The organism is uncultured Cedecea sp. (genome assembly GCF_947498825.1).
GTDB lineage: Bacteria > Pseudomonadota > Gammaproteobacteria > Enterobacterales > Enterobacteriaceae > JGM124.
This window is the reverse complement of the sequence record NZ_CANMLV010000001.1, coordinates 301,768-318,014: the sequence shown is the minus strand read 5'-3', so window position 1 is coordinate 318,014 and position 16,247 is coordinate 301,768. Positions and strand designations below refer to the sequence as shown.

Genomic DNA, 16,247 nt, shown 5'->3' with positions numbered 1-16,247 from the left:
TCATTCCTCAACTTGGCTCAGGGATGAACGCGCATGAAAAAGCCGCTCAGTGGCGGCTTCTGGTTATTAGTTAATCTTCTCCGCCAATTTGCTGATAAATCTCTTGGGCATCGTCACCGTTGTTTTCGCAGAATGATTCCCACGCACTCCAGTTTTCACTTAAAAACTCAGCTAAACGCATTAACTCGTATTCCACATTTCCTCCAGGCATAAAAAAGCCCACATAGTGGGCGAGACATAAACCACATAGCTCACTCTTGAATGAGCTATAGGGAGTTAGTCGTTGGGCGGGGGTGGTAGCGGTTGCCAGTGGGATACTGCATATGCACAATTGGCTCCTCGATAGCTAAACCATGCGCCTAAGAATCTACCGTTACCCATATACTTGCCGCTCTCGATATTGTGACATTCACATACAGGGATTCGTATCAGCACCTCTTGATTGATTTCAGGCATCCGCTCGCTACATTTGACCCATTTCATCACTCCCCCTCACGCGCTTTGAGCATAGCATCAGCCATTAGATAAGCATCCTTTGCAACGCCATCCCTCCAGCCTTCCTGAATTCCATGCTCTGCGGCATAATTTAGATAGTCTGCGTAACACAACCCGAGCGCCTTAGCTGCAAAGTAATCACGCAAACTCATACCCGGTTCCTGATACTGCAAAACGTTATTCTGTCCGTCGTATTCCCATGACTGAGTAGGGAATGCGTTTAGCTCTTTACTCATATCTCACCCCATTAAAAAGCCCGCTATTCAAGCAGCCCGTTACGTTCGCAATATTCCATCTCAGCTTCATATCCCGCCGCTCCGTGGTCGAATATCAGCTCACCGTTCGGCGTGTAAACCCTCCGCCGCTTATTTCCGTATCGTTCAACCCTGTATCCGTGTGCAGCCCAGCATCCATTAGGGCTGTTTCTGTCTGGCTTATTCATCCTGGCTCCAGGTGTAAAAAAAGGCCGCTAGTTAGCGACCCGGTTATTCCTGTTTCTCACCGCAGAAGGGGCAGTGATTCATTGTTACATTGCCCTCCATCCGAGTTAGATTCTTTGCTGGAGAGCCGTCTTTTTTGTTGGCTCGATATGCCAGCTTATATTTCAGCATGACTATAAGATCGCCGCTTGATAGTGATAGACAGGTATTTTCCCATCCGGTATCAAATCCCTTTTTGATTTCCGCTCCCTCTGGAACCTTTTCCATGAGCCGCTGCTTCATCCGTTCGCCTACAGTTTTAAAGCAATCACACATTTCACTCTCCTAATTATTCACCGTATGCGTCGGCGTGGAATTTGACAGTTGCGCGGCGGTCGGCACCTTGCTCCTGTGCCGTCTGCAAAGCAAAGAAGTTAGCCCATTGCAAAGCTGTTCGGGTAGGTAGCGCAGCGCCTGTAACAACGTGATAGTAAGTCTGGTCGGCCTGTTCATTACACTGCTCCATACTCTCCACAGCATCCGACAGATTAATTTCAGCGCTATGTTGAGCGTAGACTTCTTTAAGCTGATCCAGCGTGATTGTTGTTTTCATACTTCCCTCACTTAATAATGTGAACAGCATCTTTCCGGCTAGTACGATGCCCTGCGGCGAAGATCGCCACTTCTGGCAAGCACACGCTTCCTGTGTACTGCTCCGGTTTGCTGCGGGGCTTCATTTTGTAGTCTGTTGAGTTGACTGCTTTCATTACTCGCTCAGGCTCTCCAAGAAGCTGCATGATGAACTTACTTTCAGCCTTAGCCATTGCCTTAGCCTCTCTGTGTTTCGCCGCTCTTGCTGCGTTATAGCGCTGTTTAGCGTTCATAATATTCTCCAGTTAAGTGCTTTGGTGGTGTGGTGGGTTGAGCCGAGAGTTCAACCATCGGTAGCGAGAATCGAACCCGCCTATGTCCACTTTGAGGATGACTTCACCAGATCGTCTTTACCGTCACGCTCACTACACCGGGCCATGAACCCCGTCACGCTAACGCTTACCGTATCGACCTACGGATTCACCACACCCCAAAACACTCATGTTCTGGCCTACCTGCATCAGGTAGGAGTTAACTTTTTAATGAGCAGCCTGTCGTCCTGACTGGCGCAGAAATCTGACTTCTGCTGTCGATGTTTCGTTTCGATGTGGTGATATTGAACTATTGGTTCGATATGGTCAAGAACTTAAGGTACGAATTATGTTTGAGATATCGTACTTTTTGTTTAATGTTTTGTTATTTAATGAAATTTATTTTTGAATTTCTATTGAGGTGATACTGGCGAGCTATCAGAAGTGGGATTCAGAGCACAAAAAAGCCGCTGGGGAGCGGCATGGTGGGGGTTATTTCATGTCTAATGGTTCTTTAGTGAAGTCTGCGTATGGTAGGTTGAGTGTCCCGTATCCTGATAATTGACATACTGATTCTATGTACGTCTTGATATATGGATAGGCTAAACTTGGCGCTTCTGACCTTACCACCAAAGATTTAGTGAATTCTTCATCTACAATATCAGTTGTTTTAAAATCAAAGTCATATGACAAATCCACATCAACGTAACCGTTAGCAGTTATTTTTACTACGTATCTCACCCTAAAGAGAGAATTATCTTTAACGTTTGTAAATAATTGACTGCTGATGTTGGTTTTGACCTTGTTATCTTTATTTTTTTCTTTATGATTTTTCTCAAGAGACAAGTTTTGAACCTGTCTATTTTGTAGTGTAATCATGATTAGTGAATCACCCTTATAAAATCGCTATCTTGATACTGAGTTAAGGAAATATTACTCCCCGCACTTATTTCCACATCAACCCTTGCAGAACTCCCCAGGCGATCTTGCATTACAAGCTCGCAAGGCTCGTCTCTTCTGTCAAAACTGATAACATCATACATATCAATTAATTGTTTTTTTGGTGAGAGGGACTTGAAGTTATTTGACTGGCTCATTGAGTCATTAATGGCATTCGCTTCCATAGTTTCTATTAACTCACTTCCAAGAATTTCCCACTCATTTGTATCTGTATTTTTTGATAAGAACCTCTCATCAACTTGGAGCAAAATATCTAATGGAATGCCAAGTCCGCGATGAATTCCTCTTATCATTGATAGGCTTAATGGTCTTTTATAATTCAAAACCTCTGAAACTTTTGAAGCCGAACCTATGTACTGACGCATGTCGGATTGTGATAGCCCCTGCTGATCCATTCTGAATTTAATAGCTTCTACTGCGGATGGTTTTTCCATAGGGAATTGTTTATTTTCATAGTGTTCAATCAACAATCCCAGCAGTTCAAACTCTTCAAATTCATCTGAACCTGGTTGTAGCTCACAGGAAGCAAGCTCAATAAGTCTCGACATTGCCATGGCATGATCTTCGGTATTTCTAATGATTCGCCAAGTCTTCTGACTCATCTCAACCTCCACTTGTTGTACTCAGAATGAGTGCCAACCTTTTCAACGATTACCATCCCGGCCTGATATTTTACTGTCACAAGAAGTCTATAGTTATTCCCTTTTATATTGAAAACAACCTTGTTATCAGGGAAGAAATCAGCTGAATTAAAGCTATTTCTTATGTCATGGGTTGTTTTCCATTTCTCTCTATTTACTTGCTCACGCCAAGCCTCAAGCGGTCCCTTGGCTTGGTTGTGGACTTTGATAAAGTCGGTTAACACACCTACATTTAAGACCATCATGGCGCAATAATGTTCCCTATTTGGGAATTATAATTGAATTTCCCATAAAGGGAACCTGTGTTTATGTCCAGAAAAGCTAAACCAGCCGCATCTTCGTCTCTATGGCTACTTGAATAGCATCCTCGCCTCAACAGCCACGCCAATGATCCTACAGTTGCCATTGATAGGAACCATAGGCCAGGCTGGGTTCAATCCTTTTAAGTACTTCTGCCCAGCATCGATAACGAGCTTTTTAAAGGTCGCCTCGTTAGAGTCTGTTAGCTTTGCTATAACCAGGCTCCCATTGATGGCATCTTTTCCTGTATCAAAAAGAACGTATGATCCTTGGGGTACGCTGGTTCCAGTAGGGGCGGTCATTGAATCACCATCGACTTGTAACCAAAACGCCTCGCCTTGCACGTGAGCATCAGAATCAAGCCATTCACCTACATCCTGCAAAGTGTAGGCTTCTACAGCTTCGCCCCACGAACCCGCCTGAATTGAACTAAGGACAGGGTACTTTCTGCCGGGGGTGTATGGGCCAGCATATGAGAAGTTATCCCCTTTAAGCTCAGTTGCCATTCCATGCTGTAGCCATACAACATCAACGCGCAAAAGTTTCGCCAGTTCATTCATTGTTTCTTGGCGAGGCATGGACTCAGCATTGAACCACTTGCTGACCCCTTTGGACGAAAGCTTAAGCGCCCTGGCTATAACCATTCCTCGCCCATGCTCATCAAGCCCAGCTTCTCTACAGGCCTGCGCCAGCCGCTGAGCAAATTCTTCACGCATATTTTCTTTTTGAACCATGAGTTCGATATTAAACCACTTGCAAAAACTTTCAGTTCAAACATAATGCGTACTGAAAGTACGAAAAGGAGTAACCCATGCATACCTTAGATGAGTCAATTAAAGGTGTTGGAATCCCAGAGGTTGCCCAGGCTTGCGGAGTAAGTGAAAGAGCCGTCTATAAATGGCTAAAGAACGGATTCCTCCCCAAGACTGAGTTTTTTGGGAAAACACAGTACGCAGCAAAAATTGAAGCAATTTCTCAGGGCAGATACAGAGCTTGTGATCTTCTTGAGATTAGCCAAAAAAAACTTTTAGCCGCATAGCAACACCGCTCTTTATCAATCTGCCCGGCTACCTGATGCAGGAAGCCACAACCAAAGTGAATGCCTTTGCATTCGCTCAATTAACTATTTCAAAAAGGAATTTATCAATTGGAACATACACAAACACGCACAGTAGCCCGGCGCATTGAATCAGCGCTACTGAATAAAATCGCAATGAAGGGGAGTGTTGAGATTGCTTCTGCAATCGGCGTTGACAGATCCCAGGTTACACGCTGGAAAGAGACATTCATCCCTCGCATGAGCATGTTGCTGGCAATTCTTGAATGGGGAGTTGTTGACGATGACCTTGCTCATTTAGCTAAGCAGGTAGCAGCAGTTCTCACAAAAAGAAAAGCCCCGACGGTCGAGGTCGAGGCTTCACAGATATCAATTGATTTTTAACTGGATCAATTCACAGGGGTAATTATGCACTTAGAAGAGTTTGAAAGGCAATCTGAAATTTTAGAAACGATGCCAGTACCTAAAGAGTTTAGGTTGAATGGACGGGTTTATATCTTAAGTAATGAAAGCATGCCGGGGATTTATAAGGTAGGGATGACAACAGTTAGCCCTGAAGCAAGGGCTAAGGAATTATCCGCTCCTACGGGGGTTCCGACCCCCTTTAAGGTTGAAGCCTCATATCACTGTGATGACCCATCCTACTCAGAGAAAGAGATTCACGATTACCTGTCTGAGTACCGTGTCAACAATTCTAGAGAATTCTTTAAGCACTCTCTTGAAGACATAAAGTGGATTTGTAGTGAGTGCTGCCAACTAGATTCTGATGAGAATATCGAGTATTGGGCTCCTTATTACACAGTGATTTCCGCAGAAAAACTACCAACGCTCAATGTTATGGAGCTACTTGATGATATCGGCCTGAGTTGTGTGGGTGATCGATTGGCTATTGCTGAGAGATTAATAAGGATTGGTGCTGAGGAAGTACAGAAAAAAGTAAGTGGGAAGTCAGTATCTTATGTATTTCATTCCAATAAATTAACGCTAGTCGAAGACCCAACAGAAAGAGAAATTCGACTCACAAGAGAGCATCTTGAATCGCTTGGAATATACGGCCCCAGAATGCCATTCGCGGTATGGGCTGAACGCAACTCACAAGAGGTATTTTAACTATGAGCATGAGCCTGATGGCGAAAGCCATGGGTATCAAAGTTGGTAACCCGCTAAGAAAGCTCGTACTGATAAAACTTGCAGACAACGCTAACGACAAAGGCGAGTGCTGGCCATCATATCAGCATATCGCTGACCAGTGCGAGATAGGAAGGTCAACCGTAAAAAGTCACATAAGAGCGCTTGAGGATATGGGGATGCTCCGCAGGGAGTATCGCCGCAACGGTGATCTAAATCAGTCAAATGTTTTTTACCTAAACTTAGATAATCCGACCCCTAAACCCTCACAAATCACTGGGTCAGTAGGTGACCTAGGGCAGGAGCTGCCCGAGGGGGTGGGGCAGGAGATGACCGAGGGTAGGGCAGGAGCTGCCCGGGGGGGTGGGGCAGGAGCTGCCCCCATAACCAGTCACTCTTTTGAACCAGTCATAGAACCTAAAGAAACACCAGTCGCTGACGCTCCCTCCGAACAAGTAACCGCACTATCTCGATATGCCTTTGAGGGAAAGATCGTAAAGCTAAATCACGACGACTTCCAAAGATGGGCTGGCCTCTATTCGAGCATTGACCTGGTATACGAGCTTCAAAAACTTGACATCGAATTCACCCACGAAAAGCCGAAGAACTGGTTTATCACTGCTAGCCAGAAGCTCAGCTACCAGAACAAACAGGCGGCGGCACGCGGCATTAAGCCTGAGTCGCTAAAGCAGACACCGCACTGGAATAGCCGAGAGGGTTGGGAGGACTTCCTATGACCGTGCAACTTGTATCAGCGATAAATAACCGTGATGGGGCTGCCCTCGCAAAGATGGCCGGAGGGCGGTACGAGCCGGGCAAGGTGATTAGCAGCGAAGCAGAACAGCTTGTTGATTCACTTTTCAGGCAGCTAAAACAAATATTTCCCGCCGCAGCCAGTACCAGCCTAAAAACAGAATCCGATGAGAAAACCACTAAGCGTCAGTGGATAGCCGCTTTCTCTGAGAATGGCATCAAAACCAGAGAGCAGTTATCTGCAGGGGTGCGACACGCGAGAGCCAGCGACAGCGCTTTCTGGCCTTCACCTGGTCAATTCGTTAAGTGGTGCAAAGACAGTTCTGTCGTGCTGGGAGTAACGTTTGATGACGTGATGGCTGAGTTTCACCGATACAACCGTGACAGAAACTTGCATACGGGCGGAGCTGAACAGTTCCCCTGGTCAAAGCCAGTCATGTACTGGATTGTCTGTGACACCCGGCGAGCCATGTACCAGCGGCAGCTCAGTGAATCCGAAGTTGAGAAATTCGCCCAAAAGAAACTCGATGAGTGGTCGAAGAAGGTTTCCGCTGGAGAAAAAATTCCGGATCCGATTATGCGCCTGGAGAACAACAAAACGGTTATTCCGGTTAGCTCCGAGCCTGACAAGGCCGACTACAAATATCGGTACATGCCGAACGCTGCAATGCTTGGAGGTGTTACGCCATCCCAGTGGCTTTATGCGGAGTATCAGCGCAGAAAATCTTTGGGGCTTTGTGGTTAACGAAACTGCTTAGAGAGGTGAGGGTGTGAAAATTTATATCGCAGGACCAATGAGCGGATTGCCTGATTGCAACCGTACAGCATTTCAGATGGTGCATGTAGAGCTAAGGCAACAAGGCCACGCAGTTTTAAGTCCAGCAGTGCTTCCTAACGGTCTAGAGCAGCACGAATACATGGATATTTGCCTTGCAATGCTTCGCTGTGCTGACTGTATTTTTATGCTCGTTGGCTGGGAGGATTCATTGGGGGCGAGAGCTGAACATGCGCTTGCTGAAAAACTAGGGCTGCAAATCGAATATCAGAGGGCGCTATGACATCACACATAACAGGCATTAAGGGGCTATCAATGATGGCCCTTTTTATTGGCGTGGCAAAAATGGCGTGGAGGAATGGTGATGACAGCATACGTCAGTGAGTTAATTTTTAGCAGCGCGATAATCGGCGTGGCCTTGGCGATATTCGTGGCTGTGAAGCTGGGAGGTTCGGAGTGATGCAAATCCCAAAGATGGCATCCGGTTACACAAATCCAACTTTCAGGCCATAGGCCAACAGTTAATTCCACTTCTCGACTCAGGCGATTGTTACCGCCTCAAGATAGAACCCTGGCGCGAAAAGCGCAGCCTCTCTCAGAACGCCTTATCTCACATGTGGTACGCAGAAATAAGCCGCTACTTAATCAAGCGCGGTAAGCCTTTTGCGTCTCCAGAATGGGTGAAAGAGGCCATGAAGCATACCTATCTTGGCTACGAAGAACGGGAAATGGTCGATGTGATAACCGGACAAAAAACAACAGTGCAAACGCTCAGGCATACATCAGACCTAAAAACGGGCGACATGCACCACTTCTTAACTCAAGTCGAGGGCTGGGCCGTAAACATTGGCTGTCTTTTGACTATCCCGGAGACATGCGAATACCGGGAGTTGCAGAGGAAGCAGGAAGAGTGACACTCAAATCTAACACCGATCCCGGTGATAAGGATTGCTGGCAAACACCACTTTGGCTATTTGACGCGCTCGATATGGAATTTGGGTTCTGGCTGGATGCCGCAGCGAGTGATAGCAATGCTCTATGCCAGAAATACTTCACCGAGTCCGACGACTCTCTTTCGCAGGAATGGGAAAGCATGGGTGCAATTTGGTGTAACCCTCCATATTCCAAAATCCTACCCTGGGTAGAGAAAGCAGCCGAGCAATCAGCCAGGCAACACAAGGCAGTCGTCATGCTAGTTCCAGAGGATATGTCTGTCGGATGGTTCAGCAAGGCACTACAGACCGTTGATGAAGTCCGGGTGATTACTGATGGCCGCATCAACTTTGTTCACGCCACTTCGGGCAAAGAACAGAAGGGAAACAGTAAGGGATCCATGCTTCTGATTTGGCGACCGTTCACCAGTCCGAGGCGAGTAATAACAACGGTTTCCAAGCAAGCATTGATGGGGATCGGCAACCAAGTGAGGGCAGCATGACCGACTATTCACAGATGAGTGACTTTGAGATTAATAAAGAAGTCCTTATAAAGACTCAATATTATGACGATATAAGCGATAGACAAGTAAAGAAAGATTCGGCAGTTAGCTGGGGTGACGGATGTAGCTGGCATCGTTTTGACCCATGCAACAACCCGTCAGATGCCTGGCCGATTATTATTGGAAGTAGAATTGCATTGCATCCACTGCATCCAGTTTACGAAAACGAATGGAGAGCAAGCGCCGAAGATGATTGCGGATTCATTGGGTACTCATCGTCGAATACTTCCCCACTCCGCGCCGCAATGATTGTCTTCCTCATGATGAAGGATGCAGAGAATGCTAACCCCTCTTGAGTCATCCACCTACGAACGCCAAAGCAACATAGCTGCTGGCCTGTGTGCCTCATGCACTAAGCCACTAAAGCCTGATGAAATCCATGTATGCCAGAAGTGTGATGCGGCATTTATTGAATGTGACCCCAACGGGAGAATGGTTGATGAAAATGTTTTGGGAGCTACTGCTGAAATTATCCATCAAGGCAACCTCAAAGCTGTATGACAGCGATGTAAGCCAAGTCGATATCCATCTAAAAAACGGAAATAAATTGATGGTTATGGGGCGGATGGAAAGCGAAAGACTAAAGCGTTGCACGGAACTGCTTAACAAATGGGAAGGCGTGGATATTACCGAACTGCAAAAGCAAATAGACAAGCTGAACAGAGGGGCAATAAATGGCTAATTTACGCAAAGAGGCCAGAGGCCGAGAGTGCCAGGTAAGAATCTTTGGCGTGTGTAACGGTAATCCCGAAACAACTGTTCTGGCTCATTACCGAATGGCAGGGTTATGCGGCACTGGAATAAAACCCAATGACCTTATGGCTGCATGGGCATGCAGTAGCTGTCATGATGAAGTAGACCGCCGAACGCATGTGATTAATAACCAAGACGCGAAGATTCACCACCTCGAAGGCGTTATGCGTACCCAGGCGGAATTGTTGAAAGAGGGCAAGGTGAAAACATGAATGAATCATTATTACTCAGCCTACTTACGTACCATTCTGAAACAGGGTTGTTTACATGGAATGTGAGCAGAGGGAAGGCTAGAAAAGGGAAAGTTGCTGGTTATGAGATGGCAAATGGATACATAGGCATTTTTTGCAATAAAAAATTATTCAAAGCACATCGATTGGCTTGGTTTTTTTCTTATGGAGAGATGCCTGCCAATGTAATTGATCACATTAATCGCAACAAAAAGGATAACAGGATTGAAAACCTTCGACTGGCAACCACGGCAGAGAATCTACAGAACAGAGGCATTCAAAAAAGAAACAAATCAGGAATAAAGGGGGTTAGCAAAAGAATAGGCCGTAATTCATGGGATGTATCTATAGGTGTTAATGGCAAAAGCGTTTTTTTGGGAAGCTTTAAAGATATAGAGCTTGCCGACCTTGTTGCAAGGGAGGCTAGGGAAAAGTATCACGGGATGTTTGCTAATCATGGGGGTGATCGTGGAGTACAAGATAAAGCTTCCGTGGCCTCCATCAGTTAACAACTACTGGCGACACTCAAGAGGAAGGCATTACATCAGTGAAAAAGGGAAAAAGTACACCAAAGCAGTAAACAGCATCATCCAGCAGCAAAACCTCGCAATAAAACTCTCTGGCAGCCTCTCAGTAACGATTTACGCAGCACCTCCCGATAACCGCAAGCGTGACCTCGACAATCTCTCTAAAGGCGTTTTAGACGCGCTGACGAAAGCCGGGTTCTGGATCGATGACGGGAATATCGACATTCACTCAACAAAGCGATGCCAGAAAATTAAGGGCGGTCAGCTCTGGTTAATCGTTCGTGAGACAGGCGGCTCATTGCCAGTGATAACAGAAATCATGGAGGGGTTATGAAAACGTGCACAACCATTCCCGAATTACTCCAAAAGGTCGGCAGCATGGAGTCGCTAGCTAAAAAGCTAGGGTGCAGTAAGGTGACGGTTTTTAAGTATTCTCTCGATAAGTCAGGCGTTTACCATGCGGTTGTAAATGGAACCCTCATGACATCGACAGCGACAAGATGCAAGCGGGGGAAGCATGCGGACTAAAGAACTTCAGTTAACCAAAGAACAGCACGACTGGATTAATAACTGGCTGGAATTATGGGGCGCATGGGTTTATTCAGGCAGACTGGAAAAGCGCATGAGCAGCATGATAGCTCAGTGGATGGCAACGGCTGAACCGCAGCGATACCCGGAAAGACCGATGTGCAATGACGATGACGGAATGTTGATTTCTCAGGTCGTAGATTCCGTCATGTGCATTGACAAGAAAGCGTTTGGCATACTTCTAAGTTACTTCTCGCATGGGTCATCTAAGCGAGCAATTGCATCGTACTATCACGCGACTGCAAAGCCCCGCAAAATAAGCAGAGGAAGGCTAGGTGAGGGGTGGCGAAAGCCATCGGAGGAAACGTGTAGGAAAGAGGTCGCTCAAATAATAGACGCAAGCCTTTATCTTCTGTACTTCCCACTGGAGATTGCATTCAAAAACCGTAAACGTGTAGGTAAAATTAAGCATGTTGCATGATATCGCTTGACTTTGTTATACCCATTTACCCATAATATGGACATAAGCTGCCGTTAGTGACTCTTAAGTTGCCACGGCAGCTTTTTTATTGCCTAAATTTCCCCAAGGTCGCCATGTGCGGCCTTTTTCTTTGTAAGCAATTGCTAAATAATAAATTCACCAGTTATTAAATCGATGAAGTCAGATAGCTTGAGCGTTGCTTTAAAGTTCTCACCATATTTACCATCAATGGTTTGCTTGTCTAGCTTGAATGAAATGTTTGTAAGCTTTCCTGACTTCGTTCTTTTTATTAGTTTTTTGTCCAAAATATATTTTATTATTTTTTTGTGCCCATCAGTATCATCGATATTTAGATAAAAGCAGATCATACCCCCCCTATCGGATAGCTCTAAAGCTAGATCAGATGTGTGTTTGCATATGGGTATGATGTTTTTTTCCACAGATTCTGCACATATTTTCTCTATGTCATTAAAGCAATAATCTCCGCCAAAATGGACAAAAGAACATAGCCACTTGCCAGATGTGTCGGGGAGAAGATTATTGTCATTATCTGACTTATAGATATTCCAGTAGGTGTTTTTTACCACTTTCATGAGTCACCTCTCTATTACAGTTTTATAAGGTTGTCGGCAAGTGTAGTTAAAAATCAGATATCCAAATTGACTGTGGTCAATTTTGTCTGATGCATCTTTTCGTTTGCGCTTATCTCCAACCGAATCACTCTCTCATCCCTCATGTCATGTGGCGGTACGGAATGAGCGCAAACCAAAAACAACCAACCTATTAATCTTTTCCTTTCAAACTTACACAGCGCCACGGCAAAGCCGGAGGTGAATCATGGTTAAAACTATGCCTGACAAAATTGCATCAGCCGCGAGCTATGGCGTGTCTGGCACACTCGTATTCGGGGGTGGCATGGCTCAGTGGCTTAACGAATTAAACTGGGATCGGATAGCGATAATCAGCGGTATCGTCATTGGTATCGCAACGTTCCTCGTCAATCTTTACTACAAACGCCGCCAGACTCAGGCGTACGAAGCTGCTTTGAATCGTGGCTACACTACAGCACCTCCGCAGGATAACTGATATGGCATCAACAAAAGCACGGCTTAGTGCCGCGATGTTGGCGTTACTAGCCGCCGGAGCATCGGCCCCGACCTTGCTTGATCAGTTTCTTGATGAAAAAGAAGGGAACCATCTCACGGCCTATCAGGATGGCGTAGGCATCTGGACCATTTGCCGTGGCGCCACGATTGTAGATGGCAAGCGGGTAGTTCAGGGAATGAAGTTAACGACGGAAAAATGCAACCAGGTTAATGCTATTGAGCGCGACAAGGCACTGGCCTGGGTAGACCGGAATATCAAAGTACCACTGACCGAACCACAGAAAACAGGTATCGCCAGCTTTTGCCCGTACAACATCGGCCCAGGGAAATGCTTCCCTTCCACGTTCTACAAACGTATGAACGCAGGTGACACAAAAGGCGCTTGCGAGGCTATTACGTGGTGGATTAAAGACGGTGGCAGAGACTGTCGTATCCGTTCAAATAATTGCTACGGTCAGGTATCTCGCAGGGACCAGGAGTCAGCGTTAGCTTGTTGGGGGATAGGTCAATGAAATGGTATCACCAGGCATTAATTGCTCTGTTTGTCATGAGTCTGGCAGGTGGCCTTATCTATTCAGCCAATCACTACCACGGCCTGTACAAGGACGAACAGGATAGAGCTGATAAGGCTGAATCGCTCGCGCAACTGAGGCTGGACACAATCAATGATATGCAAGTACGGCAGCGTGATGTTGCTGCGCTTGATGAGAAGTACACAGGAGAATTGGCCGATGCAAAATCAGAGAATGAAAAGCTTCGCGCTGATATCGCTACTGGCAAGCGTAAGTTGCAGCTCAACGCCACCTGCCCAGAGGGCGACGCCGCCAGAGCCAGCAGCCTGGGCGATGGAGAAGGCCCAAGACTTACAGCTGATGCTGAACTCAATTATTTCAGTCTCAGAGATGGAATCGGCAGGATCACAAAGCAAGTGAACTACTTGCAGGACTACATCAGACAGCAGTGTTTAAAATAAAAATACCCTCATCAACAAGGGAGTGATGAGGGTAAATATTCATGCCAATTCATTTTGAAGTTTAGATATTAAGTGATGTATCAGAATCAACATCATGAAAAATGCTGAATACATAACACGCGTCATGAAATTAATTTTTTATCGGATGGCCTCGCAATAATGGGGTTTTTTATTGAGTCATTGGATGGTGTTGATATTTGTCATAATGCAGACCAATGCTTTTAGCGCAACACTACTGACTTCGTCATCACTGATAAACTCAGCAAGGCGAGCTGCCATCTCTTCTTGTGAGACGCTCAAAAGGTCGCATGTGACAATCGCTAATGCTGCGACGCAGGTCATAGCAGCGATAAGCATGTCGGTTTCTATTGCAGTTTCCATTTTCATTTCATCCATTTCAGTTGTTTGAGCCTCAATGGTACTGGCGCGTACATTGCTAGCAATATCAATGTGCATATTCTGGAATCAACATCCGTAGGGGCTGCGAATAAGAAGCGGTTAGTGATAGCAACGACTATCAGAAAGGAAAATCGGGAAGTAGAAAACTCCGCAAAGGTCGTCGCGAGGTGGCCTTTTCAGAGTTTTGTATAAGTTTACGAATGCCTCGATATCAAAATCCCAGGGGTTATATAAACGACACATAGAGGAATGTTCTGTATGGCATCGAAAAAGCTCACGGCAGAGCAGCAACAGCTTTTCGATGTGCTGACTCCGCTACAAAAGAAGTTCGTCACATATCTACTGAAAGGCAAAAATCAGACTGACGCTTACAAAAAGGCTGGCGGGAAGGCTAAAGGCGATAACCTGCGAAAAGCCGCTCATGTCATTGCGACAAATTGCGACGTTGAGGCTTTCATCAAGTCGGTGCAAGGCGAGATTATCGACGACGCCATAATGACCCGTGAAGAAGCTCTGAGGCGACTGTCTCAAATGGGCCGAACCTCTCTAACTGACATTGCCGAATTCAGGAATAGCCAGATTGGCGAGGATGAAGAAGGCCATCCGGTCTACCAGGCGTCATGGAGCTTCAAAGACTCAGCCATGCAAAGCCCTGAAGCGATGAGCGCTATAGCAGAACTCACCACAGGCAAGGACGGCATCAAGTTAAAGATGCATGACCCGAAAGCCGCCATTAAGCAGCTGGCAGAAATGGAAGGCTGGCAAGCTCCTGAGAAACATGAGCACACAGTCTCTGATGAGTTGGCTGAAATAATCGCATCTATCAACGAGGGTATGGCTCATGTCAGTAGGTTACGAGGCGGTAAGGACTCTTGATCGCCTTGCGAGGCTTAACTCACTTTACTGGATAACCGATAAGCAGGGCCAGTCAGTCAAGTTCCAGATGACGGCTGAGCAGCTCGAATACTTCGACGGCATGCATCACCGCAACATCATTCTGAAGGCTCGGCAGCTTGGCTTTACGACAGAGGTTTGCATCATGCAGCTTGACGCTGCTCTTTTTGATGATGCCAAGTGTGCTCTTATAGCTCACACCCTTACAGATGCTAAGAGGCTATTCAGGGAAAAGGTTAAGTACGCATACGATAAGCTACCGAAGGCGATTACATCCGGCAACCCAGCAAGAAATGACTCGACCGGGGAGCTGGTATTCAATAATGGCGGCTCGCTATACATCAGCACATCATTTCGTGGCGGTACGCTGCGTTATTTGCACGTTTCAGAGTTCGGCAAGATATGCGCTAAGTACCCAGATAAAGCGCGTGAGATTGTCACTGGTGCGTTTGAAGCGGTATCGACTGATTGCTTTACTACCATTGAGAGTACAGCAGAGGGTCGGGCGGGTTACTTCTTCGATTACTGCCAGGCAGCTGAGAGGGCTCAACTCCAAGGCAAACAACTCTCTAACCTCGACTGGAAGTTCTTTTTCTTCACCTGGTGGCGAAACCCTCAGTATGCAATTGACCCGGTAGAGCCATTACCAGAGCGCTTGGCCGATTACTTCGCTGAGATGGAAGCCAAACACGGCGTAACCCTCAACGAGCGCCAGAAAGCCTGGTACTACGCCAAAGAGAAAACACTCGGCGATGATATGAAGCGGGAATACCCGACCATACCCGCCGAAGCATTCCAGCAGTCTGTGGAGGGTGCTTACTACGCCAAGCAGTTCCGCTGGCTCTACACCAACAAACGCATCGGTACTCTTCCTGACAACTCGCATCAACCGGTTCATACGTTCTGGGATATTGGCGTGAGCGATTCAACGGCTATCTGGTTCGTGCGTGAGGTCGGTGAAGAGTTTCACGTTATCGACTACTACGAAAACTCAGGCGAAGGTCTGCGGCATTACATGAAGGTGCTGAAAGACCGGGGGTATGAGTACGGCGAGCATTGGGCTCCTCACGATATTGAAAACCGTGAATTCGGATCTGATGCAAAGTCCAGAAAAGACCTGGCCAGAGAGGGTTATGAAATCGACGGCCAGAAATATTCAATGACACTTAAGGTCGTTCCGAAAGTTGGCGTAGATACCGGGATAGAGTCGGTACGCGAGATTCTCGTTAAATGTGCATTCGACGAAGCTAAGTGCGCAGAAGGTATAACCCATCTCGAAGGGTACCGGAAAGAGTGGGACGACAAGCGAGGTTGCTGGAAAGATAAGCCGCTTCACGATGCTACATCACACGCCGCTGATGCATTCCGTTACTTCGCCGCATCCAAGCACAACCGCAAACAGGTTGGTGCAATATTCTTCTAAGGAGCCAC

The 16,247-nt window shown here is 46.4% G+C and carries 33 protein-coding genes; 21 read left to right on the top strand and 12 right to left on the bottom strand.

All coding sequences use genetic code 11. From position 1 onward, the window contains the following. Positions 1 to 70 precede the first annotated feature (70 nt). The 10 genes from Q1A40_RS01640 to Q1A40_RS01600 form a co-directional block, all read right to left on the bottom strand. Positions 71 to 196 (bottom strand): hypothetical protein, encoded by a 126-nt coding sequence (locus tag Q1A40_RS01640; protein ID WP_299996930.1) that lies wholly within the window; start codon positions 194 to 196, stop codon positions 71 to 73. Positions 197 to 276: 80 nt separating this feature from the next. After that, positions 277 to 483 (bottom strand): DUF551 domain-containing protein, encoded by a 207-nt coding sequence (locus Q1A40_RS23140; RefSeq protein ID WP_367275722.1) that lies wholly within the window; start codon positions 481 to 483, stop codon positions 277 to 279. Beyond that, positions 483 to 731, bottom strand: a complete 249-nt coding sequence (locus Q1A40_RS01635; RefSeq protein WP_299996928.1) for a hypothetical protein — start codon at positions 729 to 731, stop codon at positions 483 to 485. Before Q1A40_RS01635 ends, Q1A40_RS23140 begins: the two co-directional genes overlap by 1 nt. Before the next feature lie 249 nt (positions 732 to 980). Beyond that, the gene (locus Q1A40_RS01630) at positions 981 to 1,202 is read right to left on the bottom strand and encodes a hypothetical protein (protein WP_299996925.1); all 222 of its coding nucleotides are present in this window, start codon (positions 1,200 to 1,202) and stop codon (positions 981 to 983) included. Between the two features lie 61 nt (positions 1,203 to 1,263). Then, on the bottom strand, positions 1,264 to 1,527 hold the full coding sequence (locus Q1A40_RS01625) for a hypothetical protein (RefSeq protein WP_299996922.1): 264 nt from the start codon (positions 1,525 to 1,527) through the stop codon (positions 1,264 to 1,266). Between the two features lie 7 nt (positions 1,528 to 1,534). After that, on the bottom strand, positions 1,535 to 1,798 hold the full coding sequence (locus Q1A40_RS01620) for a hypothetical protein (protein WP_299996920.1): 264 nt from the start codon (positions 1,796 to 1,798) through the stop codon (positions 1,535 to 1,537). Positions 1,799 to 2,308: 510 nt separating this feature from the next. After that, positions 2,309 to 2,695, bottom strand: coding sequence for a protein-export chaperone SecB (locus Q1A40_RS01615; protein ID WP_299996917.1), 387 nt, complete (start codon positions 2,693 to 2,695; stop codon positions 2,309 to 2,311). Positions 2,696 to 2,697: 2 nt separating this feature from the next. After that, positions 2,698 to 3,378 carry a hypothetical protein gene (locus tag Q1A40_RS01610; RefSeq protein ID WP_299996915.1) on the bottom strand — a complete coding sequence of 227 codons (681 nt, stop codon included), beginning with the start codon at positions 3,376 to 3,378 and terminating at the stop codon, positions 2,698 to 2,700. Beyond that, complete coding sequence (locus tag Q1A40_RS01605) at positions 3,375 to 3,662, bottom strand: type II toxin-antitoxin system HigB family toxin (RefSeq protein WP_299996912.1); 288 nt, start codon at positions 3,660 to 3,662, stop codon at positions 3,375 to 3,377. Before Q1A40_RS01605 ends, Q1A40_RS01610 begins: the two co-directional genes overlap by 4 nt. Positions 3,663 to 3,767: 105 nt before the next feature. After that, the gene (locus tag Q1A40_RS01600; protein ID WP_299996910.1) at positions 3,768 to 4,451 is read right to left on the bottom strand and encodes a S24 family peptidase; all 684 of its coding nucleotides are present in this window, start codon (positions 4,449 to 4,451) and stop codon (positions 3,768 to 3,770) included. A gap of 77 nt (positions 4,452 to 4,528) precedes the next feature. On the opposite strand from Q1A40_RS01600, the gene Q1A40_RS01595 reads away from it, so the two are divergent. The 16 genes from Q1A40_RS01595 (at position 4,529) to Q1A40_RS01520 (ending at position 11,444) form a co-directional block, all read left to right on the top strand. Then, entirely contained in the window at positions 4,529 to 4,756 is a 228-nt protein-coding gene (locus Q1A40_RS01595) for a helix-turn-helix domain-containing protein (protein WP_299996907.1), read from the top strand. Between the two features lie 108 nt (positions 4,757 to 4,864). Then, positions 4,865 to 5,158 (top strand): CII family transcriptional regulator, encoded by a 294-nt coding sequence (locus Q1A40_RS01590; protein ID WP_299996904.1) that lies wholly within the window; start codon positions 4,865 to 4,867, stop codon positions 5,156 to 5,158. Positions 5,159 to 5,182: 24 nt separating this feature from the next. Next, complete coding sequence (locus Q1A40_RS01585) at positions 5,183 to 5,884, top strand: GIY-YIG nuclease family protein (protein ID WP_299996901.1); 702 nt, start codon at positions 5,183 to 5,185, stop codon at positions 5,882 to 5,884. Positions 5,885 to 5,886: 2 nt separating this feature from the next. Further along, complete coding sequence (locus tag Q1A40_RS01580) at positions 5,887 to 6,639, top strand: helix-turn-helix domain-containing protein (protein WP_299996898.1); 753 nt, start codon at positions 5,887 to 5,889, stop codon at positions 6,637 to 6,639. Continuing rightward, on the top strand, positions 6,636 to 7,400 hold the full coding sequence (locus Q1A40_RS01575; RefSeq protein WP_299996895.1) for a replication protein P: 765 nt from the start codon (positions 6,636 to 6,638) through the stop codon (positions 7,398 to 7,400). Before Q1A40_RS01580 ends, Q1A40_RS01575 begins: the two co-directional genes overlap by 4 nt. 25 nt (positions 7,401 to 7,425) lie before the next feature. Further along, the gene (locus tag Q1A40_RS01570; protein WP_299996893.1) at positions 7,426 to 7,713 is read left to right on the top strand and encodes a DUF4406 domain-containing protein; all 288 of its coding nucleotides are present in this window, start codon (positions 7,426 to 7,428) and stop codon (positions 7,711 to 7,713) included. A gap of 196 nt (positions 7,714 to 7,909) precedes the next feature. Beyond that, entirely contained in the window at positions 7,910 to 8,344 is a 435-nt protein-coding gene (locus Q1A40_RS01565) for a YbcN family protein (RefSeq protein ID WP_299997845.1), read from the top strand. Continuing rightward, positions 8,341 to 8,865, top strand: a complete 525-nt coding sequence (locus tag Q1A40_RS01560) for a phage N-6-adenine-methyltransferase (RefSeq protein ID WP_299996891.1) — start codon at positions 8,341 to 8,343, stop codon at positions 8,863 to 8,865. The genes Q1A40_RS01565 and Q1A40_RS01560 overlap by 4 nt, the downstream gene beginning before the upstream one ends. Next, positions 8,862 to 9,221 carry a phage protein NinX family protein gene (locus Q1A40_RS01555; protein WP_299996888.1) on the top strand — a complete coding sequence of 120 codons (360 nt, stop codon included), beginning with the start codon at positions 8,862 to 8,864 and terminating at the stop codon, positions 9,219 to 9,221. Before Q1A40_RS01560 ends, Q1A40_RS01555 begins: the two co-directional genes overlap by 4 nt. After that, the gene (locus Q1A40_RS01550; protein ID WP_367275721.1) at positions 9,196 to 9,426 is read left to right on the top strand and encodes a protein NinF; all 231 of its coding nucleotides are present in this window, start codon (positions 9,196 to 9,198) and stop codon (positions 9,424 to 9,426) included. Before Q1A40_RS01555 ends, Q1A40_RS01550 begins: the two co-directional genes overlap by 26 nt. Beyond that, a complete protein-coding gene (locus Q1A40_RS01545) occupies positions 9,365 to 9,607 on the top strand; it encodes a hypothetical protein (protein ID WP_299996883.1) in 243 nt (80 codons plus the stop codon). The genes Q1A40_RS01550 and Q1A40_RS01545 overlap by 62 nt, the downstream gene beginning before the upstream one ends. Beyond that, entirely contained in the window at positions 9,600 to 9,890 is a 291-nt protein-coding gene (locus Q1A40_RS01540; protein WP_299996881.1) for a DUF1364 domain-containing protein, read from the top strand. Before Q1A40_RS01545 ends, Q1A40_RS01540 begins: the two co-directional genes overlap by 8 nt. Beyond that, positions 9,887 to 10,417 (top strand): HNH endonuclease, encoded by a 531-nt coding sequence (locus Q1A40_RS01535; RefSeq protein WP_299996878.1) that lies wholly within the window; start codon positions 9,887 to 9,889, stop codon positions 10,415 to 10,417. Before Q1A40_RS01540 ends, Q1A40_RS01535 begins: the two co-directional genes overlap by 4 nt. Then, entirely contained in the window at positions 10,374 to 10,769 is a 396-nt protein-coding gene (locus Q1A40_RS01530; protein ID WP_299997842.1) for a RusA family crossover junction endodeoxyribonuclease, read from the top strand. Before Q1A40_RS01535 ends, Q1A40_RS01530 begins: the two co-directional genes overlap by 44 nt. Next, positions 10,766 to 10,963, top strand: coding sequence for a protein ninH (locus Q1A40_RS01525; RefSeq protein WP_299996875.1), 198 nt, complete (start codon positions 10,766 to 10,768; stop codon positions 10,961 to 10,963). The genes Q1A40_RS01530 and Q1A40_RS01525 overlap by 4 nt, the downstream gene beginning before the upstream one ends. Then, positions 10,953 to 11,444, top strand: a complete 492-nt coding sequence (locus Q1A40_RS01520; RefSeq protein ID WP_299996873.1) for an antiterminator Q family protein — start codon at positions 10,953 to 10,955, stop codon at positions 11,442 to 11,444. Before Q1A40_RS01525 ends, Q1A40_RS01520 begins: the two co-directional genes overlap by 11 nt. A 143-nt stretch (positions 11,445 to 11,587) precedes the next feature. On the opposite strand, the gene Q1A40_RS01515 is transcribed toward Q1A40_RS01520, so the two are convergent. Beyond that, positions 11,588 to 12,037 carry a hypothetical protein gene (locus Q1A40_RS01515; protein WP_299996871.1) on the bottom strand — a complete coding sequence of 150 codons (450 nt, stop codon included), beginning with the start codon at positions 12,035 to 12,037 and terminating at the stop codon, positions 11,588 to 11,590. Between the two features lie 244 nt (positions 12,038 to 12,281). Between Q1A40_RS01515 and Q1A40_RS01510 the strand changes: the two genes are divergently transcribed. From Q1A40_RS01510 to Q1A40_RS01500, 3 genes are read left to right on the top strand one after another with little or no spacing between them, the layout of a single operon-like run. Next, positions 12,282 to 12,530: a phage holin gene (locus tag Q1A40_RS01510; RefSeq protein ID WP_299996868.1), complete on the top strand. Its 249-nt coding sequence runs from the start codon at positions 12,282 to 12,284 to the stop codon at positions 12,528 to 12,530. A gap of 1 nt (position 12,531) precedes the next feature. Continuing rightward, complete coding sequence (locus tag Q1A40_RS01505) at positions 12,532 to 13,062, top strand: lysozyme (protein ID WP_299996866.1); 531 nt, start codon at positions 12,532 to 12,534, stop codon at positions 13,060 to 13,062. Next, positions 13,059 to 13,523 carry a lysis protein gene (locus tag Q1A40_RS01500; RefSeq protein ID WP_299996864.1) on the top strand — a complete coding sequence of 155 codons (465 nt, stop codon included), beginning with the start codon at positions 13,059 to 13,061 and terminating at the stop codon, positions 13,521 to 13,523. Before Q1A40_RS01505 ends, Q1A40_RS01500 begins: the two co-directional genes overlap by 4 nt. Positions 13,524 to 13,700: 177 nt before the next feature. Here Q1A40_RS01500 and Q1A40_RS01495 read toward each other — a convergent pair whose 3' ends face one another. Then, a complete protein-coding gene (locus Q1A40_RS01495; protein ID WP_299996861.1) occupies positions 13,701 to 13,979 on the bottom strand; it encodes a hypothetical protein in 279 nt (92 codons plus the stop codon). Positions 13,980 to 14,180: 201 nt separating this feature from the next. Here Q1A40_RS01495 and Q1A40_RS01490 point away from each other — a divergent pair, with 201 nt between their 5' ends. Both Q1A40_RS01490 and Q1A40_RS01485 read left to right on the top strand, forming a co-directional pair. Continuing rightward, a complete protein-coding gene (locus Q1A40_RS01490; RefSeq protein WP_299996858.1) occupies positions 14,181 to 14,798 on the top strand; it encodes a terminase small subunit in 618 nt (205 codons plus the stop codon). After that, positions 14,764 to 16,239, top strand: a complete 1,476-nt coding sequence (locus Q1A40_RS01485) for a terminase (protein ID WP_299996855.1) — start codon at positions 14,764 to 14,766, stop codon at positions 16,237 to 16,239. Before Q1A40_RS01490 ends, Q1A40_RS01485 begins: the two co-directional genes overlap by 35 nt. Positions 16,240 to 16,247 lie beyond the last annotated feature (8 nt).

What these genes read in the sequence shown, in the direction of transcription:
- Q1A40_RS01540 (WP_299996881.1), top strand. Translation starts at nt 9,600, where the DNA reads ATGGCTAATTTACGCAAAGAGGCCAGAGGCCGAGAGTGCCAGGTAAGA.
- Q1A40_RS01615 (WP_299996917.1), bottom strand. Translation starts at nt 2,695, where the DNA reads ATGATTACACTACAAAATAGACAGGTTCAAAACTTGTCTCTTGAGAAA.
- Q1A40_RS01505 (WP_299996866.1), top strand. Translation starts at nt 12,532, where the DNA reads ATGGCATCAACAAAAGCACGGCTTAGTGCCGCGATGTTGGCGTTACTA.
- Q1A40_RS01500 (WP_299996864.1), top strand. Translation starts at nt 13,059, where the DNA reads ATGAAATGGTATCACCAGGCATTAATTGCTCTGTTTGTCATGAGTCTG.
- Q1A40_RS01600 (WP_299996910.1), bottom strand. Translation starts at nt 4,451, where the DNA reads ATGGTTCAAAAAGAAAATATGCGTGAAGAATTTGCTCAGCGGCTGGCG.
- Q1A40_RS01580 (WP_299996898.1), top strand. Translation starts at nt 5,887, where the DNA reads ATGAGCATGAGCCTGATGGCGAAAGCCATGGGTATCAAAGTTGGTAAC.
- Q1A40_RS23140 (WP_367275722.1), bottom strand. Translation starts at nt 483, where the DNA reads ATGAAATGGGTCAAATGTAGCGAGCGGATGCCTGAAATCAATCAAGAG.
- Q1A40_RS01535 (WP_299996878.1), top strand. Translation starts at nt 9,887, where the DNA reads ATGAATGAATCATTATTACTCAGCCTACTTACGTACCATTCTGAAACA.
- Q1A40_RS01575 (WP_299996895.1), top strand. Translation starts at nt 6,636, where the DNA reads ATGACCGTGCAACTTGTATCAGCGATAAATAACCGTGATGGGGCTGCC.
- Q1A40_RS01595 (WP_299996907.1), top strand. Translation starts at nt 4,529, where the DNA reads ATGCATACCTTAGATGAGTCAATTAAAGGTGTTGGAATCCCAGAGGTT.
- Q1A40_RS01515 (WP_299996871.1), bottom strand. Translation starts at nt 12,037, where the DNA reads ATGAAAGTGGTAAAAAACACCTACTGGAATATCTATAAGTCAGATAAT.
- Q1A40_RS01520 (WP_299996873.1), top strand. Translation starts at nt 10,953, where the DNA reads ATGCGGACTAAAGAACTTCAGTTAACCAAAGAACAGCACGACTGGATT.
- Q1A40_RS01555 (WP_299996888.1), top strand. Translation starts at nt 8,862, where the DNA reads ATGACCGACTATTCACAGATGAGTGACTTTGAGATTAATAAAGAAGTC.
- Q1A40_RS01545 (WP_299996883.1), top strand. Translation starts at nt 9,365, where the DNA reads ATGAAAATGTTTTGGGAGCTACTGCTGAAATTATCCATCAAGGCAACC.
- Q1A40_RS01490 (WP_299996858.1), top strand. Translation starts at nt 14,181, where the DNA reads ATGGCATCGAAAAAGCTCACGGCAGAGCAGCAACAGCTTTTCGATGTG.
- Q1A40_RS01495 (WP_299996861.1), bottom strand. Translation starts at nt 13,979, where the DNA reads ATGCACATTGATATTGCTAGCAATGTACGCGCCAGTACCATTGAGGCT.
- Q1A40_RS01510 (WP_299996868.1), top strand. Translation starts at nt 12,282, where the DNA reads ATGGTTAAAACTATGCCTGACAAAATTGCATCAGCCGCGAGCTATGGC.
- Q1A40_RS01625 (WP_299996922.1), bottom strand. Translation starts at nt 1,527, where the DNA reads ATGAAAACAACAATCACGCTGGATCAGCTTAAAGAAGTCTACGCTCAA.
- Q1A40_RS01630 (WP_299996925.1), bottom strand. Translation starts at nt 1,202, where the DNA reads ATGGAAAAGGTTCCAGAGGGAGCGGAAATCAAAAAGGGATTTGATACC.
- Q1A40_RS01610 (WP_299996915.1), bottom strand. Translation starts at nt 3,378, where the DNA reads ATGAGTCAGAAGACTTGGCGAATCATTAGAAATACCGAAGATCATGCC.
- Q1A40_RS01620 (WP_299996920.1), bottom strand. Translation starts at nt 1,798, where the DNA reads ATGAACGCTAAACAGCGCTATAACGCAGCAAGAGCGGCGAAACACAGA.
- Q1A40_RS01605 (WP_299996912.1), bottom strand. Translation starts at nt 3,662, where the DNA reads ATGATGGTCTTAAATGTAGGTGTGTTAACCGACTTTATCAAAGTCCAC.
- Q1A40_RS01635 (WP_299996928.1), bottom strand. Translation starts at nt 731, where the DNA reads ATGAGTAAAGAGCTAAACGCATTCCCTACTCAGTCATGGGAATACGAC.
- Q1A40_RS01550 (WP_367275721.1), top strand. Translation starts at nt 9,196, where the DNA reads ATGCAGAGAATGCTAACCCCTCTTGAGTCATCCACCTACGAACGCCAA.
- Q1A40_RS01525 (WP_299996875.1), top strand. Translation starts at nt 10,766, where the DNA reads ATGAAAACGTGCACAACCATTCCCGAATTACTCCAAAAGGTCGGCAGC.
- Q1A40_RS01585 (WP_299996901.1), top strand. Translation starts at nt 5,183, where the DNA reads ATGCACTTAGAAGAGTTTGAAAGGCAATCTGAAATTTTAGAAACGATG.
- Q1A40_RS01485 (WP_299996855.1), top strand. Translation starts at nt 14,764, where the DNA reads ATGTCAGTAGGTTACGAGGCGGTAAGGACTCTTGATCGCCTTGCGAGG.